Origin of the sequence: Synechococcus sp. PCC 7336, assembly GCF_000332275.1 — a bacterium.
In the GTDB taxonomy this organism is placed as follows: domain Bacteria; phylum Cyanobacteriota; class Cyanobacteriia; order Thermostichales; family PCC-7336; genus PCC-7336.
The window spans coordinates 4765745-4783147 of record NZ_CM001776.1; the positions used below are offsets into that span (position 1 = coordinate 4765745).

Below are 17403 nucleotides of genomic sequence, written 5' to 3' on the forward strand. Positions count from 1 at the left end.
GACACTTTCACAATTGGAGCTAGACATCTCATGTACTCTAAACAATTTCTGCCTAAACTCGGTTCTCGCCCCAACTTACGTGGCTATTTATTGGTGACCTCGCTCTTGATCATGGCAGTGCTTCTTGTTCTAGGGGCCGGAGCTAGTTCGTTAGTGGTTTCAAATGCGAACATTGCTCGTAACATTTCAGCTAATACCCAAGCCAAATACCTAGCAGATTCAGGGATTGATGCAGCGCTTGCATTTGTGGATAGCCCTGGAACATACGATACAGAAGTAGCTATTGTTGCTGCCATTAACGCGATGCCCGCGATCCCAGTTCCATCCAACGTGGGTAGCGGACAGATTCAGGTGGCTGCTGCTGCCGTAAGTACACCACTGGCAACTTTGGTCGATGGTGATACTACATTTATACGCATTACATCAACCTATACAGAAGGGATTACGAGCTCTCAAAGCGATGCGACAGTTCAATTGACTGTAGATACAGATTCTACGCCGGAATTTTCAGATGAAATCATCAGCGAGAAAGTTATCACTCTAGATGGTGGTGGAATGCTTACGGTAGGAGTTCACGGCAATAACGGATTCAATCTTAAAAATGGCGAATTTCGAATGAATGATGCTCTCGATCCTTTTGAGGCCATCGATATTACAGCAGGAGTTGATGCAACAAATTGTAATGTAGATGTTAGATCGGTAGAGTACTGCAGAAGTTCAGCCGACATTGGAGATGGTACCGGCAGGACGGATAATGGCCCTCGTGTTCGAGTTGATGATATTGATGTTGTCGTACCAACTCACGCTGAAGTGACCACGAACCTTTTGCCAGATGGTGTCACCCAAGTGACTGTTTCTAGAAATGAGTTTACTGGCAACAACACATTAGACACCCAAAATAGTGCTACTCAATTTGAGACCGCGATAAGCAACTTGAATTGTTCTGCTAATGAGGTGATATTCCTCGATTTTAGTGGCCTTCCAGTCCCCTCAGGAGCAACAATCGAAAATTGTATGATTGAGCTTAGAGGTGGTGACATAAATTTTAATGATGTGACTTTAATAAATTCTACAGTCATCACTAACAACGGTGGAATCACCTTCGATGGGGTGTCTACCTTTGATGGTTCCAATGTTATTTCAGACAAAACAATAAGTCTAAATGGCAATTTTAATGCCTCAGGTGAATTAGTTTTTGCAAGCAATAGGGGCGATATCAACATAAGCGGAAGTATAATTGTCGATCCCAATGAAGACTTAGTTAATACAGTTTTTGCCTCCCAAAGCACTGTTACCGTTGCAAATGGAGTAAGTATTGAAGCTGCAATTCTTTCAAAGGGGGGCATAAACTTGCAGTCCAATTCATCACTCTCTGGAATTGCTCACACTGAAGGAGACCTGAATGCTAGTGGGGGTATTGATGCCAATCCAAATGTTAATTTTGATCCAATCTTTGGTATATCGCCTCCCTCCTTCATAGACCCAACAGTAGTTAGTCGGCAATAGTTTGATAGGGTAAGGGTTTCATTTTATGTTTTTCATTAAAAAGTGTATTGATCTGATACCAATCTTATATGAAGCTACGCTTAATAATTCGTCACTAGATCGCCCGAAAACTTGCCACAATAGGCTAGTCACTGTAATAATCCAGGAAAATTAAGTGCAAGGTTACATAGGAATGGTATGAGATTGCCATCATAACGAACTCTCTAGGATATATATAAACCAAACCCAGTCAGAAACCTGTAGTTTTAATGAGGCACCTTTTAGTCCCCCTCACTAACGCTGTTAACCACTGCATTCGCCCCCTAAATCCCCCATTCTGGGGGACTTGAGCACAGTACTAGCTGGGGTTTTGAGACAAGGAAGACGACCCTGTGAATCGTGGACATTAAAGGCGTAGAGCGAAGCCAACAGACTCTCACAAGTCCCCCACTGGTGGGGGATTTAGGGGGCCGAGTGCAATGCCTGAAAACTCCAGATCTTAACATGGATGAGTTTTAAGTACCTCTACTTAAGAGCCTTAACCCAACCCTTTTTAATACTCACTGACTAAAGCTTCGACAAACTCATAGCTGGAAAAGGGGCGTAGGTCTTCCAGCCCTTCACCCACACCAATAAAGCGAATGGGCAACTTCATTTCATTAGCAACAGCCAGCGCCACCCCCCCCTTAGCCGTGCCATCCAGCTTAGTCAGCACGACACCGCTGAGGTTGGCAGCTTCAGAGAAAACTTGGGCTTGGCGCAGACCATTTTGGCCGAGGGTGGCATCGAGCACTAAAAGGGACTCTACTTTAGCGTCGGGGGCTTTTTTATCCACAATGCGGCGGATTTTGGTCAACTCATCCATCAGATTCTTCTTGTTTTGCAGGCGTCCGGCAGTATCCACCAACAGCAGATCGACATTGCGAGATCTAGCAGCCGCGATCGCATCAAACACCACCGCCGCCGGATCGGTATTTTGGCCGGGATTGGCGATCGCCTCCACACCCGCCCGCTCGCACCACACCTTGACCTGCTCCACCGCAGCAGCACGGAAAGTATCCGCAGCAGCCACCAAAACCTTATAACCGGACTTTTGAGCCAGATTGGCAATTTTGCCGAGGGTGGTGGTTTTGCCTGCACCGTTGACCCCCACCATCAACCAAATATTGAGTCCATCTTCTTGAGGAGCAAAGCTGGGCTCGCCCACAGAGAGAATCTCCCGCAGCAATTGCTTGAGGTAGGAGACAGCTTCTTCGGGGGGAAGTACTTCGTCGCGCATGCGATTTTGCAGGGCTTCCACAATTCGATCCGTAGCGGAAATGCCTACATCTGCTTGCAATAGCAGGGCTTCAATTTCCTCGACCGCTTCGTCGTTGATGGGGCCTTTACCCACCAGACCTTTCAGTTGGTTAATCAGCGACAGACGAGTTTTGCCCAGACCGCGCCGCAGTTTCTGCAGCCAAGTGATTTCCTCAACCGTGATTTCCTCAATGCCGCGACCCTGAGAAGCAAGCACTTCGGCAGACCAAACAAAACCATCGTCAAAGTCGGGCACATAAGTTGTGGCTGCTGGAGCTTGCAGGCTGGGCTCGGGGGCCTCAACTGCGGGCTCGGGTTCTTCGAGAGCTTCTGCCTCCAACACCTCCAACCGTTCGGAGGCTTTGGGGGCCATTTCGAAGAAGGCTTTAGGAGCGGAGGGTTCTGCAGATGCGGTGGCAGTGGCAGCCAGTTCGGTCAGTTGCTCTGTGGTGGGTTCGGGGGCGATCGCAGATTCTTGGGCAGCAACAGGTTCGGGGGCGATCGCCTCTGGAGAGTCAACTGTTGCAATCTCTGGATTGAGTTCGTCTGTCTCGGGCGCGGGATCTACAGCAGCAGGTGCTTCAGCAACGGGTTCGGGGCTCTCGGCAACTTTGGGGGTGGCGGGCAGCTCGGGCAGGCTGGGGGGCGCAACTGCAGGTGAAGGAGCTGGCGCAGAAGGAGCGACAGTGGTGGCTTCTTTGGTTTTGAGATTGGCGTAGGCGGCTTTCGCGAAGGCTAAGTAATCTTCGCTGCTAGCTGGAGCCGGAGTCGCTTGGGTTTCAGGTTCGCGCGCAGGCTGAGTTTTGCTCGATGGTGCGACATCGGGCGCTTTTTGGGATTCTTGTTCGGGCTCGGCTTTTTTTTTGCGTCGGAACCAATCGAAGGCCATCGGCACCTCTCCTTTAGGTTCCCTCCAGCATAATGCCGGCAGGCATTAGCCGTAAGGCTAGCGATCGCGACTTCTAAGCTCTGACATACTCTTGTCGCTGCTCTGAAGACAAAACTCGGTTCAATTTACCACTGCGATAGCCTTCTAAATCGAGGGCAACGTAGGCGAAACCAGCCGCCTTAAACGCCTGCACGAGGGCATCGAGATCGGTGGATGTCACAAATTCTCCAATTCGTTCGGGTGGCAGCTCGATCCGAGCCGTCTCCTGCTCCGATCTCACCCGCACCTGACGCCAGCCCAGATTGCGCAAATATCGTTCCGCAGCAGCCACTCGTGCCAGCTTTTCCAGCGTAATCGACTCGCCATACGGAAACCGCGAACTCAAGCAGGGCTGAGCGGGCTTATCCCACCACGACAGTCCGAGAGATTGCGACAATTGCCGCACTTCCAGTTTGGTAATACCCACTTCAGCGAGGGGCGATCGCGCTCCCCGCTCCTTGGCTGCCTGCACCCCCGGTCGATAATCCTGCAAATCGTCAGCATTGACCCCATCTACCACATAGGGATATCCTCGCTCTTTGGCCAACGGTTTGAGGGTGTCGTGCAACTCGCTTTTGCAGAAGTAACAGCGATTGACGGGGTTGCTGGCGTAGTTGGGGTTCTCCATTTCGTGGGTGTTCGCCAGCTCGTGGGTCAATCCCATGAATTGCGCTTGGGCGATCGCCTCGTCCAAATCCTCCGGCATCAAGGAAGGAGAAACTGCCGTAATGGCTAATACATCGTCCCCCAACATATCCAGTGCCACCTTGGCCACTAGCGTGCTGTCGATCCCGCCCGAATAGGCCACCAGCACGCGGTCCATGTCAGTAAAGATAGCTCTGAGGCGATCGAGTTTGGCTTGCAAATCGGCATCGATGGCCAGCTGGGGGGCAGTCGGGGTCTCAGTCATGGCAGGCAAGAGATTGAAGGGGAAGACAAAGATATCTGGAGCAAGTCTTGTCAGAGACGATACGGTAGAGAGCGCAGTGGCAGACTTAGCCTCGTCACTCTAGACTCACTGTAGCGCTTCTATTCCAGTCCATCGGTTTATCGCGATTCTCTATCCACAATGTTGCCTCTCTTTCTCGCCCAAGCTGCCCCAGACGTTCTAGAATCTGCCACCGAAATCACGGTCGAACGGGGGTTAGAGCGCTTTCTGCTGGTCCTGACAGTATCGTTAAGCGTTGCGACGATATCTCGATTTTCCAATTGGCTGCGGCAGGTGCCTTACACCCTATTGCTGGTGATTGTGGGCTTGTGTCTGGCCTTTTTGGACGTGCGGCTAGTGGATCTGTCCCCCGAGCTGATTTTGTTAATCTTTCTCCCTCCCCTGCTGTTCGAGGCGGCTTGGAATTTGGAATGGAAAGCACTCAGGCAAGATTGGGTACCCATCCTGCTGTATGCGATCTTCGGAGTCGTGATTTCGGTGCTGGGGATCGGATTGGGCCTGAATCGCTGGGCGGCCTTGCCGCTACCCATTGCCCTGCTGATTGGAGCCAGTCTCTCGGCTACAGACCCCGTATCGGTGATTGCACTGTTTCGAGAGCTGGGGGCCAGCAAGCGTCTAACAGTCTTGATGGAAGGGGAAAGCCTGTTTAATGACGGCGTTGCGGTTGTAGCCTTTGGCCTGCTGGTGGGCATCCCCCTCGGACAGGGGGAATTTACGGTGGCGTCGGCGATCTCCGGTTTTCTGGTGGTGGTTGGAGTTGGGGTGGGGCTTGGGGCCGTGGTGGGATTTGGCATTTCCTATCTCACTCAACGGTTCGATTTGCCCATGGTGGAACAGTCACTCACATTGGTGGCAGCCTACGGGACGTATCTGCTGGTGGAGGAGTTGGGGGGCTCGGGGGTGATTGGAGTGGTCACCGTCGGGATCGTTTTGGGCAACTTTGGCTCCCGCATTGGCATGAACCCGCGCACGCGGCTGGTGGTGACGGAGTTTTGGGATTTTGTTGCCTTTTTTGTCAACTCGATTGTGTTTTTGCTGATTGGCGATCGCATTAGCTTTAGCGGTTTGGCAGAGAATATCGTTCCCATCGCCGTGGCGATCGCCGCTGCCTTGGCCTCCCGCGCGATCTCCACCTATGGATTGGGGGCCATCAGTAATGGCATTGCCAAGTCAAACATTCCGCTCGCCGAACAAACGGTGTTGTGGTGGGGGGGATTGAGGGGATCGGTATCGATCGCCCTAGCCCTGAGTGTGCCAGCAGTCATTCCCCAACAAGAAACGATTTTCGCGATCGTGTTCGGTGTGGTTTTGTTCACATTGCTAGTGGAGGGCCTGACCGTGAAGCCCCTGCTAGATCGATTGAATCTCTTGGGAGATGGACCATTACAGTCTCAATACACTGAAAATCTGGCTCGGCTGGTGGCCCTCAATCGCGTCTTGGACTACTTGCAAGCAGCCCGCAACCGACAGGACATCGACACTGAAGTTTGCCGCTATCAGACCTCTTTGGTGAAGGGACAAATTGAAGCAATCGAGGCTACTCTGAACACCTTGCGGCAGGAATATCCCTCATTGCGGGAGTTAGCGAACGAGCGGTTTAAAGAGGAGTTGATAGCGGTAGAAGCTGAGACTTACGCCCAGTTAGTTCGTGTCGGTCGTCTCAATGTCGAACTCTCGCCTGTATTGGAATTCGAGTCTTTAGAGAAGTCTGCCGACCCCGAGTTGGCTTAGGCGATCGCTCTCCACGCTAACTGATTCACTGACAAGCCCTAAGTTGATGTAGAGTGACTCAAATCTGCCAAATGAAATAAACCATCTCCCTGGTTTGTTAGGGGGTTCTGTGCGTGACCAATCACTAATCCGTGCAAAGAAGCACGGATCTTGACATTTTTTTCGCCAAAGGCGTCGGAAATAAATCCTAAAGTTTGCCCCTTGGCGACTGTCTGACCCAGCTCTACTTCTCTGTGGAAAATACCGCCGCGAGAAGCCCGAATCCATTTTGTTTGGGTCACTTCCAGAGGAGGTTTAGATAACTCATTCAAGTCTGACTCGTACATTCCCAGTACTGACATCACCCGAAAAATGCCTTCTACTCCGGCCCGAATCGCTTTGGCATCGAAGCGGAGAGCTTCTCCTCCCTCGTAGAGCAAAATAGAATTGCCGCGATGGGCTGCTGCCTGACGGAGGGAACCATCCCTCGTCGCGGCGTGAATAATGACGGGAGTTCCAAAGGCTCGGGCGCAACGATAGGTCTCTGGATCTTGTAAGTCAGCCCGCAGTTGAGGCAAGTTGGTGCGGTGATGGGATGCTGTATGTAAATCGATGCCGTGGGTACAGTGGCTGACCACTTCTTGCAAGAACAAGTGTGCGAGGCGAGAGCCTAGCGATCCTCTGGCCGAGCCTGGAAACAAACGGTTCAGATCGCGCCGATCTGGCAGATAGCGAGATTGTTCGATAAATCCGAACACGTTCACAATCGGAACGGCAATCAGGGCACCCCTCAGTCGTTTGGGCTTAATGCGAGCTAAAACCTGTCGAATAATCTCGACACCATTGATTTCATCGCCATGAATGGCGGCACTCAGCCACAGTCGAGGCCCCTCGTAGCGGCCATTGATCGCTGTCACGGGCAAAGACAGCATCGTCTGGGTTGGCAGGCGGGCAACAGGAATTTCGAAGCGCTGCTGGGTGCCAGGAGTCACGGTCACTCCAGCAATTTCAAATATGGGGGCAGGGGCTTTCATCAACTCACGCCTCAGTATTGGACGCGATCGCGCTTGTTCCCCGGAGCGGCATTTTTCTCAATAAATGCAACGATCTTGCCCGCAACATCTACCCCCGTTGCAGCCTCGATCCCTTCCAATCCAGGGGAAGAATTGACCTCCATAATCACAGGGCCGTGGTTGGAGCGCAGCAGATCCACTCCAGCAACTTGCAGTCCCATCGCTTTGGCAGCCCGAACTGCCGTGCTGCGTTCTTCTGGGGTGAGCTTGATGGCAGAAGCCGAGCCCCCGCGATGGATGTTCGAGCGAAATTCTCCTGGAGCACCCTGACGCTGCATAGAAGCGATTACCTTTTCCCCCACCACAAAGCAGCGGAGATCGGCTCCTCCTGCCTCTTTAATAAACTCTTGTACCAAAATATTGGCATCTAAGCCCCGAAAGGCTTCAATTACTGACTTAGCTGCCGATCTCGTTTCTGCCAGCACGACTCCAATGCCCTGCGTTCCCTCCAGCAGTTTAATCACTAGTGGAGCTCCACCCACTGTATCGATCAAACCCTCGATATCTTTGGTGGAGTGGGCAAATCCAGTCACGGGCAAGCCAATTCCCTGGCGAGTTAGGATTTGCAAACAGCGTAGTTTATCTCTCGAACGGGCGATCGCTTGAGAGCTATTGGCTACAAAAACTTCCATGACTTCAAATTGCCGAACCACCGCCGTTCCATAAAAGGTTTGAGAGGCTCCAATGCGGGGAATAATTGCATCAAAATCTTCTAAAGGTTCGCCTTGATAAATAATTTTAGGGTTATGGGCAGTAATATTCATATAGCAGCGCAAGTAGTCAATTACTTTGACTGTATGTCCGCGCTCTTCACTAGCTTCTTTGAGGCGACGAGTCGAGTAGAGCGATTCCTTTTGGGATAAGATGGCGATTTTCATAAGATTACCTAATATGTCTGTTCGAGCGCCTTTTCTTTGCTTTTACTCATTTAATAATCTTATCATAAATGTCAAAAAAGATTGAAAAAAATTAGAAAATTTCTGTCTGGCTCAGCTCAAATTTGATTTGCCCCATATCTCTAACTCCTTTGCTCATCCCGTGCTGTCGAGGGCATTCAACTGGTGTACAACAGGTGTATAGAGAAAGATTGCCGAGCTTCAAAATGGTATGTATCTCCACCAAGTTTGCGCCTTGTTTGAGTTTCCAGCGGAGTTTGTGCGGGGTCTGCTGGGCGATCGCCATTCTACTGACGGTCTCAGTTTATTGGAATGGGCTGGCTTCGCCCGCGATCGCTCGTCTGGATTTCGTGCAAGAGGCTCCGGGGCAGATGCTCTACAAGTCGTTTCAATCCCTTAAAGACGATGCGGGACGACCTTGGCAGGCGATCGCCTTCAAACGATCGTTTCCCGATGGCAGTGCTTGGATGTTGTTGCGGCTAGTGGGGTTTCCCGGTGGGGTGGAGGTGCAGCGAGGAAAAGCCTTGAGGCTGACGAACTATCGCGGGCAAACGTTTGTGGCGACCGATGCCTCCGAGCGAGTGTTTGCGGATAATATCGTGCCTGCGAATGTGGGGCAATTCGATATTGCTGCCATTGTGTCGCAGGTGGATGCGAATGCGCCGTTGAAGTTGGTTTTGCCAACGCTGGATGGAGATGTGGCAATTGCGGTGCCTGTGGGGGCGATCGAAGAATGGCAAACGGTCGCGTACCGAGAAGCCAAATAGAGTCTAACGAAGAATTGTTCTCGGATACCTATCGAGTGATTTACATTGCGAGCGCCACTCTTGTAGGGTGCGTGATGCTGTCGACAACCTCCAACCTAATCCCCAGTCGTCGGTTGTTCCCTGTGGTAAAGTGATAAACTATCCCCATTCGGCAGCTTTTTGTTTGTCTTCCGACCAAATCTGAGTAGCTCTTCAAAAAAGCATACTTTTAGTGCTATTGAAAATCTTCATGAATCAAAAATCTTATCTTTCAGAGAAGCCGATTGAAACTAAAGAAAGGCTAATATTTGCCCTTGACTTTGATGGACGTGAAGCAGCAAAGTCAATGGTTGAAACATTAGGAGATTCAGTTGAATTTTATAAGCTCGGTCTAGAGATGTTCATGGCAGGCGGCTACTATGACATGGTATCTTGGCTCGTCGATCGCGGCAAGAAAGTTTTCGTCGATCTGAAGTTTTTTGATGTCCCTCAGACGGTTGGATCTGCTGTTAAACAGCTAAAAGACAAGGGAGCCATATTTGCGACAGTGCATGGGAACGATGCAATTTTGGAAGCAGCGGTTCGAGCGAAAGGCGAATTAAAAATTTTAGCTGTAACCGTCTTAACTAGCCTAGACAGGGGCGATCTGAATGACTTGGGATTTCAGTGTGATGTTGAAGAGTTGGTTCTTTCGAGAGCAAAAAGAGCTCTTAGCTTGGGATGTGACGGTGTTATTTCTTCTGGGTTAGAAGCAAGGGAGTTAAGAAGCGATTTAGGGAAAAATTTTTTGGTCGTCACACCAGGTATAAGACCAGTCGACAATACTGACGATCAAAAGCGCACCGTTGATATCGAAGCAGCATTTCTCAATGGTGCGGATTATATTGTTGTCGGCAGGCCGATTAAGTATGCGGCTAATCCTTATCAGACGGCCTGTGAGTTTCAACGACGCATCAAGGATCTCTTTGAAGCTGAACGTTAGTCACTATCATCCTTGCCGCTAGGCGATATTTGCGCCGTCAAGCGAAAGAGTAGCCAATTCGCTGCAGTCGCCCGCCGAGTTTTTTGGGGTGTGAGTTCGTGGACTTGGTAGCCCTGAAAATCGAGTCGTTCTTTGAGGAGTTGTTTGTATTCCTTTGGGATAGAGCGGGTCAGCGCAATCGTGTCGGGGCGGCTGCCGATGAAGTTGGGAGCTTCGACCTCGTGCCAAGGAGGCTCGGCAGTTGATGCATCCCACCGATCTGTGTCGGGATCGTAGCTATAGTTGAGCGATCTCCAGACCAAAGCATTCACCACCTCGTCTTCGAGATCGCCGTTCAAAATGGCCCAAATCGTATCCACTGATAGATTGGGAAGCTCCATAGTCACACCTTATATATTGACTCTCATCTCTATATTGACCCCCACGTCGAGCCAGGGCGAGATCTTCTCATCGCAAAACTATGGACTTTCGCGTATGCCCCCCTATTGCCGAATCGCTAGGATAGTCATGAAGTCCCCAGCATCATCCCCATGAGCTCGATGTCTCCCCTCAAACTTGCGGCGATCGCGATCGTGACTAGCCTGCTGAGCATGCAGATGGCTAGCCCCAGTTGGGCCGAATTGCGCAGTAGTCCTAAAGAGATCGTGGACGAGGTTTGGCAGCTCGTCAATCGAGAATTTGTGGATACTGGCTATAACGGTCAAGATTGGCTGCAGCAGCGTGCCGAGCTACTCGCGCGCGAGTACGTCACCGACGAAGACGCCTACGACACCATTCGCGATCTGCTGGGAACGCTGGACGATCCTTTCACGCGCTTTTTAGATCCCGATGCATTTGCTTCTATGCGTATTGAAACCTCCGGGCGACTGACGGGGGTAGGAATGCAGTTGGCGGTAGATGCGGACACCGAAGACATTGTGGTGATTGCCCCGAACGAAGGCTTCCCGGCAGCGGAAGCAGGCATTTTAAGCGGGGATGCCATTGTGGCTGTGGATGGGGTGAGTACAGAGGGTATGGACATCTTAGAAGCGGTCAATCTGATTCGGGGTCAGGTGGGCACATCCGTCACCCTCTCCGTCCGCCGCCAGGGCGAAGTACTGGATTTCACTATGGTACGCCAGGTGATTTCGTTACCTGCCGTTCGCCACGACCTGCGTCGCATCGGCTCAGACACGATCGGGTACATTCGCATTTCTCAGTTCAGCAGCAACGCCGCCCGAGAGATGCGAGCCGCTCTGGAAGAGCTGGAGGAGGCCGGGGCGCAGGGGTACGTGCTCGATCTGCGCTCCAATCCTGGGGGACTGCTGTTTTCCAGCACTGAAATTGCCCGCATGTTTGTGGATGATGGGGCTCTCGTGCAGGTGGTCGATCGCCAGGGGGTGCGCGAACAGGTGTTGGCCCACAATCGCGCTCTTTCCGATAAGCCCATTGTGGTTTTAATCAACGGCGGTTCTGCCAGCGCCAGCGAAATTTTAGCCGGTGCTCTACAAGACAACGATCGCGCCACACTGGTAGGCACGACGACATTTGGCAAAGGATCTGTCCAGGCGGTTCACGCTCTGTCGGGGGGGGCGGGCTTGGCCCTCACCACGGCGCGCTATCGCACTCCTTCAGGACGGGATATTCATCAGGTGGGGATCGACCCCGATGTGGAAGTCGAACTCACTGTCGCCGATATTGCCCAGCTCGATCTCACGCCTGCCGACATCGGTACCCAAACCGATCCTCAATATGCCGCTGCCATTCGCGTGTTGACGCCGATGTTGGCTGCTGGTTGGAGGGCAGGCAGCTAACATTGCTGCTTCCCGAGCTGATGGGTTTTCTGCTGCGTCCTACTGCTGTTAGAGGCGAATGGGCTCGTCGCGACTGGGCACATCCAACCTGAACGATCGCGTCAGATTGGCGGCAGGGACCGCAATCTCCAGTCGTACGGGAGCGGACACTGCAGCGGCACTAAAGGTGAATGTGAGGGTGCTGCGATCGCGATCGCCCAACCGTGCCCTTCTGGTCTGACTGCGGCCTGTTGCACTGCGCAGCGTTGCTTCCAGCACTACATCCTCAGTGCCGCGAGGGGCCACAACCATCACACTGGCGGTATATTCCGATGGAAATGTGGTGTTGTATTGTCTGGCACTGGGTCTGGCGGGGATGCCCGAGGACGAACCGAGCCTGAAGGTGTTGCGGCGGGGACGACCTGCAAACGGAGGGGGCGGGCCGGTGGCGACAACGCGGACTCGTCGGATTTGGATACTGCCGAGGTCGAGCTCGGCTGCCTCGATGCGTTCGACATTTGCTCTCAAAATCTGAGGGCTCGGCGTTTCAGCGGGTTCGGGCACTGGGGTAGGAGTCGCGGCAGCCAATTGTTCGAGCCGATCGCGATATGCCTGCAGCTCTGCCCATCGCTCGGGCTCGGCTGCCATCAACTCGTCCACAATGGCGATCGCCTCTCCCCAGGCTCGATCGCCTACGGCACGGTCCAGTTGCTGGTGCAACTCCAAGGCGGTCCGAGCGATCGCCGGAGCGATCGATAAGCTCAATACAACGATCGCCAATAGTAAATTTCGCACGACCTTACTCCAGCATCATTCCCATCCTAGGCAAGATGCCCAATCGCATGCCATTCGCGTGCTGAGGCTGGTGTTGGCCGCCGGCTGGAGGAGGCGATTGCTGCTTGCTGTAAATTGGAGTTCTCAACCGCGCAGCAAGCGAGCCGCGATCGCCTCTGTAGGTCTGATGTCGACCCGTTAAGGTAGAGATAGATTCTGCAGGAGAAGCTGCTATGAGTGCTAAACCTTGGCCCGTATTGGCGGTGGCAGCAGTGGCGATCGCTCTGGGAGCCTGCAACGATACCGGACAATTGGAAAAAACGGGCAACTGCCCCGGTTGCAATCTCAACCGCGTCGATTTGCAGGGGGCCGATCTCGATCGGGCCAATCTGATCGATGCAGAATTCGAGCGGGCGGATCTGCAGGCGGCCAATTTAGTCGATGCCGATCTAGAGGGAGCCCAACTGGCTAATGCCAATCTCCGCTATGCCAATTTGGCAGGAGCCAACCTCTCGGGGGCCAATCTGCGCGGAGCCAATCTCGCGGGAGCGGATCTGCGGCGGACGAACTTCGAGCGGGCCAATTTAGCCGGGGCGGATCTGCGGGATATCGAGTGGGGGCAGGAGGATATTGGCAGTGCGATCGCCGCAGGGGTTCCCCTCTGGGCGGAGGTTCTTCGCGAAGCCATTATGCGTCAAGCGGAGGTGGAAGAAGACCAGCTCTTCGAGCCTGACGGTGCGATCGACCTCGACGATCGAGATTTGGCCAAAATGCTCTTCATTTCAGCGCTGATTCAGGGCACTGATATTGCCGAGTCCCAAATTCAGGAAACCCTCGCGCCGTTGCCCAACTTCCGCAATGCCCTTTACGATCGCAACACTCAATTCCCCAACGGCTTCAATCCTGACGATGCGCAAATGCGAGAGATCGAATAGATCTGCATCAACCCACTGCAAGCTTGCCTGACAATGCATTGACCCCCTCGACATTTGCCCGCAACCGGCGCGACCTAACCTAGATCGCGCAACAGATCCGCCAAGCGATTTTTCTGCAGTACATAGACCCCGCGCAGCTTGCCCGGTCCAATGCGGACGGAGGCCCGCGAGAAAGCCAAAATAGGGGTGACAAATGGCCATTGCTTCAATTGCTGGACCGCTTTTGCCTGCCTCAGCGTTTGGGCCAGAAAATCGTTCTCGAAGTCGTAGATCTCTTGACCGTACTGCCTGCGCAGCCGCTCGCCGTCTTTTATGACGTGGCCGCGATGGGATTTAACCTCGATCGCATAGGCGTTGCCCCGAGGAGATCGGCACACCACATCCACATCCCCCACGCTCAGAATCTTGAGGCCGTACTCAATCGCCCACCCTTCAGTTTTGAGTTGAGAGAGCTCGGCGGCAATGCCTTCCTCCCCCTTTGCCCCCTGGATAACCCGATCGCCTTGCCGCCACAGCAAAACTCCGTAAGCGAGTTGAGAGATCGCCAGCAGTGCAAAGATTGCATAAACGTAAACAGGCACCCGCACGGGCGTTTCCCCGACGATCCTGAATGCCTCGTTCAGGTTCTGGAAATAGTAGTGGAGCACAAACGATGCAATGAAGGTTAACCCAGCAGCCCCAAACACCTGTATAGCGCGAATGCGACGAGCTAAGGCGAGCGAGTGAGGATTGCGACCGGCATGTGGGCGAAAAGACATGGCTGGTGAGAAGCCTAGAGGTCCAGTAGGATGAAGCTTGCGCTAGGTGATGTTAGGTGGCTCAAACTACTCTCATCTAGTGTCTGGCTACCAATTTGCAGGCTTCCTGATGTTTCGCCCTGAAGCTCCTGTGAGACTCTGAGGAAATTGAGCCTTTGAAAGCAGCACTGTTGGTAAACTTTTATGCTTGTCAGCAACCCGCCTCAATTCTCTTGCTGCTCCTCGTCTACGATCAGACGCAGGAATATAGACAGTAACTTTGATCGCTGGATGTCTTTTCTTGACTAGCTTCACCGCTGGTACTAAATCGGAGTCACCCGAAACAAGAACTATGCGGTCACAGGCACCTTGATATGCATCATCTAGCATTTGTAGAGCAATATTGACATCCGTTCCTTTTTCTTCAGGAACCTTATAGGATTTCTTGCCTTGATAGCCACACCCATTTATTTTGCAGCGCAAAGTTTTGAGTTTATACAGCCCGAATACCATTTCAATGAGCGGCAAAGTGGCTAGCGCATCAAAGTAGGTTTCTTGCCTGGCTAGCTGGTTTCCGCTGACTTTTGCGGTAAAGTACCAAATTTTTTTTATATCATCAGCCTGTCTAAGCAGCTTGAAATATTTCTGTAGATCTAGCCACTTATGAGGAGTGCCCTTGACTGCACCATAATAGAAATTGAAGCCATCTATATATATGATGCTACGTTTAGCCAAAGTTGCTTGCCTTTCCAAAAACAAAGCCTGCCAACTTGTAATGGGCAGACTTTAAATTTCTTAAACTTAGAGGTAGCCATTTAGGCTACCCAACCAGCTATTACTGGGGAGTTGTACTATAAGCATATGTCATCGTTACCGTATCGTCAAGTACCTTTTCCTCAGAGGGACAAAAAACAGGGTTCTCGCTTGCCACCTAACATTTCATTGCACCGGAACGGAGGTTTAGGCTGTCGGCTGTGCTTGAGTACATCTCCGTCCGGTGAATTCTACCTTAGCGAGAGTACCCACGAACAGCGATCGCGATCTGCTGGCATGACAGGAGTTGGAGGTAAGCCCGTGACGAAATGGACCTCTCGTCCCCTAACCATCGGATTGAGCGTAGCCGTTCTCGTTGCTGCACTCTCTGCGGGGGTAGCCGCCTACGATGTGCGGGCTCGGTTTGATGCGAATGGCGTGCCCGAGGTCGAGGCGATCGCACTAATTGCTACCCCTGCGCCGCAACCGATTCTGCTGGTAGATGTGCGTTTTGGTTGGGAATACGAGCGCGATCGCATTGGCGAAAGTGCCTTACTTCCACTGCCGCAATTGCGATCGAAGGCTGGAGTAGAACAATTGCGCGCACTCGTGGCAGAAGTGCAACGGGAAACCGGACAGCAACCCGAGGTAGTGCTGTATTGCGAGCGAGGTGTTCGGTCCGCTCGGGCACAGCAGTACTTGGCCGAAGTCGGTATAGATGCCAGCAGTCTGGCTGGGGGCATTCGAGCTTGGCGACAGGAAGTCTCCGCCGAACGGGATACAGAAGTTCTAGCTGCAAACCGCCTATTTTAGCTGGAGCCATGAATTACTTCTCAGTTGCCCCGCCGCAGGAACTGCCTGCCCCTGCCGTGCAGCCAAAGCAGTGGCGATCGGTCACAATAGTTCGCTGGGCCAATAATTCTGGATCGAAATTGTGGATGGTGGGGCGCTGTTTGTCCGGCAATGCTAATTCCAAATCCAGCATTTGATTGAAATCGCAATCGTAGATGCGGCCATCCCAGCCAATGGAGAGGGTATTGCGGCACATCAACCCCTCGATCGCCCCCGGATTGAACGCATTCACCAACAATTCCATATAGCTTTGCAAGTTATCTGACTCTTGCAACCATTCCAAATAGCGAGAGATGGGCATGTTATTGATGGCGATTAGGCGATCGAACGTGACGCCGTGGTTGCGCTCTAGCCCTTGTTTCCACTCTTGCTCCGCGCGCTCTCGATCGCGGCTTAAAAACGCGCCGACGGGATTGGTTACTAAGGTCAGGCGTCGTTTGGGGTTTCCTTGACCGTAGCCAGCGGCATTGAGTCGCTTGAGCGCTTCAATCGATTGCTCGTAGGTACCGTCCCCCCGTTGCGCATCGGTATTGCGCTGGCGGTAGTGGGGCAGCGAGCAAGCCACTTCTACACCGCGATCCGCCAGCCATGCAGGTAAATCCTGTCGCCCCGGCAGCAGCAGCACGGTAAGGTTGCAGCGATCGATAACGTGCTTGCCTCGGGCGACGCATTGGTCCACCAAATAGCGGAAGTGGGGGTTGAGTTCGGGAGCTCCTCCCGTGATATCGACGGTATGGGCTTGCGTGCGATCGAGGGCGGCCAAACAGGCATCGATAGTGGCGCGATCCATATTTTCGCGGGTGCGATCGGGGCCGGCATCGACGTGACAGTGACGGCAGGCCATGTTGCACAACTTGCCGATGTTGATCTGAAAAATTTCGAGAGTACCGGGGGAAAGCCGTGCCCAATCGCTGTTGGCTAAGGCAGTCTTGAAGTCACTCGATTGGCTATTTTCGGCAATCTCTAGCTCCTGCAGGACGGCCAGTTGATGTTGAGGGGAGGCCAGGGGCGATCGGCGTCTCAATAGCGACAGGATCCGTTTGGGTCCAGCCTCGCTCGAATCGAGATCGATCGCGGCAGGATCGACAGAAGCCCAAGCTGGGGTCGATACGATATCTTCCATTGCAAACGGTCCTCAAGCGGTTTAGATGAATGGTTGGCTTACATCGAGATCTGGTTGACGCGATCGAGCATTTGCAGCCCGTGAATGAGCGAGGCCCCGCCGCGAATGGCTGCGGCCACATGCACCGCCTCGGTCATTTCCTCCAGATCGGCCCCCTGCTGCAACGATTCCTGGCTGTACGCCTCAATGCAGTAGGGGCATTGCACGGTATGGGAGACGGCCAAGGCAATCAATGCTTTTTCTCGCTTCGAGAGCGCTCCACCGGCAAATACTGAATTGTAGTAGGCAAAAAACTTCTCGGCTAGCTCGGGATTACCTTCGCCGATTTTGCTGAAGTTGGGCAGGTGCTCTGGTTTGTAGTAATCGCTCATGCGTTTGGGAAGCTCGCG

At 52.7% G+C, this 17403-nt stretch carries 17 protein-coding genes; 7 read left to right on the top strand and 10 right to left on the bottom strand.

The genetic code is table 11. The features are described 5' to 3' along the window. Positions 1–30 precede the first annotated feature (30 nt). Positions 31–1506: a hypothetical protein gene (locus SYN7336_RS22560; RefSeq protein WP_017328217.1), complete on the top strand. Its 1476-nt coding sequence runs from the start codon at positions 31–33 to the stop codon at positions 1504–1506. 532 nt (positions 1507–2038) lie between these two features. On the opposite strand, the gene ftsY is transcribed toward SYN7336_RS22560, so the two are convergent. Beyond that, positions 2039–3673: a signal recognition particle-docking protein FtsY gene (gene ftsY / locus SYN7336_RS22565; RefSeq protein ID WP_017328218.1), complete on the bottom strand. Its 1635-nt coding sequence runs from the start codon at positions 3671–3673 to the stop codon at positions 2039–2041. A gap of 73 nt (positions 3674–3746) precedes the next feature. Continuing rightward, the gene (larE, locus tag SYN7336_RS22570; protein ID WP_017328219.1) at positions 3747–4622 is read right to left on the bottom strand and encodes an ATP-dependent sacrificial sulfur transferase LarE; all 876 of its coding nucleotides are present in this window, start codon (positions 4620–4622) and stop codon (positions 3747–3749) included. 159 nt (positions 4623–4781) lie between these two features. Between larE and SYN7336_RS22575 the strand changes: the two genes are divergently transcribed. After that, positions 4782–6392: a sodium:proton antiporter gene (locus SYN7336_RS22575; protein WP_017328220.1), complete on the top strand. Its 1611-nt coding sequence runs from the start codon at positions 4782–4784 to the stop codon at positions 6390–6392. A 38-nt stretch (positions 6393–6430) separates the two neighbouring features. On the opposite strand, the gene SYN7336_RS22580 is transcribed toward SYN7336_RS22575, so the two are convergent. Then, positions 6431–7405 (bottom strand): succinylglutamate desuccinylase/aspartoacylase family protein, encoded by a 975-nt coding sequence (locus SYN7336_RS22580; RefSeq protein WP_017328221.1) that lies wholly within the window; start codon positions 7403–7405, stop codon positions 6431–6433. A gap of 11 nt (positions 7406–7416) precedes the next feature. Beyond that, positions 7417–8322, bottom strand: a complete 906-nt coding sequence (gene rimK / locus SYN7336_RS22585; RefSeq protein ID WP_017328222.1) for a 30S ribosomal protein S6--L-glutamate ligase — start codon at positions 8320–8322, stop codon at positions 7417–7419. 224 nt (positions 8323–8546) lie between these two features. Between rimK and SYN7336_RS22590 the strand changes: the two genes are divergently transcribed. After that, positions 8547–9107 (top strand): DUF3122 domain-containing protein, encoded by a 561-nt coding sequence (locus SYN7336_RS22590; RefSeq protein ID WP_017328223.1) that lies wholly within the window; start codon positions 8547–8549, stop codon positions 9105–9107. Between the two features lie 229 nt (positions 9108–9336). Further along, positions 9337–10068: an orotidine-5'-phosphate decarboxylase gene (pyrF, locus tag SYN7336_RS22595; RefSeq protein ID WP_026101241.1), complete on the top strand. Its 732-nt coding sequence runs from the start codon at positions 9337–9339 to the stop codon at positions 10066–10068. Here pyrF and SYN7336_RS22600 read toward each other — a convergent pair. Next, the gene (locus tag SYN7336_RS22600; RefSeq protein ID WP_017328225.1) at positions 10065–10448 is read right to left on the bottom strand and encodes a DUF1823 family protein; all 384 of its coding nucleotides are present in this window, start codon (positions 10446–10448) and stop codon (positions 10065–10067) included. The genes pyrF and SYN7336_RS22600 overlap by 4 nt on opposite strands. Positions 10449–10598: 150 nt before the next feature. Here SYN7336_RS22600 and SYN7336_RS22605 point away from each other — a divergent pair, with 150 nt between their 5' ends. Beyond that, a complete protein-coding gene (locus tag SYN7336_RS22605; RefSeq protein ID WP_026101242.1) occupies positions 10599–11861 on the top strand; it encodes a S41 family peptidase in 1263 nt (420 codons plus the stop codon). 48 nt (positions 11862–11909) lie between these two features. On the opposite strand, the gene SYN7336_RS22610 is transcribed toward SYN7336_RS22605, so the two are convergent. Continuing rightward, positions 11910–12635 (bottom strand): hypothetical protein, encoded by a 726-nt coding sequence (locus tag SYN7336_RS22610; protein WP_038026204.1) that lies wholly within the window; start codon positions 12633–12635, stop codon positions 11910–11912. Positions 12636–12847: 212 nt separating this feature from the next. Between SYN7336_RS22610 and SYN7336_RS28430 the strand changes: the two genes are divergently transcribed. Beyond that, a complete protein-coding gene (locus tag SYN7336_RS28430; RefSeq protein WP_017328228.1) occupies positions 12848–13549 on the top strand; it encodes a pentapeptide repeat-containing protein in 702 nt (233 codons plus the stop codon). Positions 13550–13623: 74 nt separating this feature from the next. Here the strand turns inward: SYN7336_RS28430 and SYN7336_RS22620 are convergent, their stop codons facing one another. Both SYN7336_RS22620 and SYN7336_RS27360 read right to left on the bottom strand, forming a co-directional pair. Next, entirely contained in the window at positions 13624–14307 is a 684-nt protein-coding gene (locus tag SYN7336_RS22620; RefSeq protein ID WP_017328229.1) for a nuclease-related domain-containing protein, read from the bottom strand. Positions 14308–14394: 87 nt separating this feature from the next. Further along, complete coding sequence (locus tag SYN7336_RS27360) at positions 14395–15021, bottom strand: NYN domain-containing protein (protein ID WP_071590918.1); 627 nt, start codon at positions 15019–15021, stop codon at positions 14395–14397. A 339-nt stretch (positions 15022–15360) separates the two neighbouring features. Between SYN7336_RS27360 and SYN7336_RS28435 the strand changes: the two genes are divergently transcribed. After that, positions 15361–15852 carry a rhodanese-like domain-containing protein gene (locus SYN7336_RS28435; protein ID WP_017328231.1) on the top strand — a complete coding sequence of 164 codons (492 nt, stop codon included), beginning with the start codon at positions 15361–15363 and terminating at the stop codon, positions 15850–15852. 13 nt (positions 15853–15865) lie between these two features. Here the strand turns inward: SYN7336_RS28435 and arsS are convergent, their stop codons facing one another. After that, entirely contained in the window at positions 15866–17014 is a 1149-nt protein-coding gene (arsS, locus tag SYN7336_RS22635) for an arsenosugar biosynthesis radical SAM (seleno)protein ArsS (protein WP_017328232.1), read from the bottom strand. A gap of 38 nt (positions 17015–17052) precedes the next feature. After that, positions 17053–17385 carry an arsenosugar biosynthesis-associated peroxidase-like protein gene (locus SYN7336_RS22640; RefSeq protein WP_017328233.1) on the bottom strand — a complete coding sequence of 111 codons (333 nt, stop codon included), beginning with the start codon at positions 17383–17385 and terminating at the stop codon, positions 17053–17055. Positions 17386–17403: the final 18 nt, after the last annotated feature.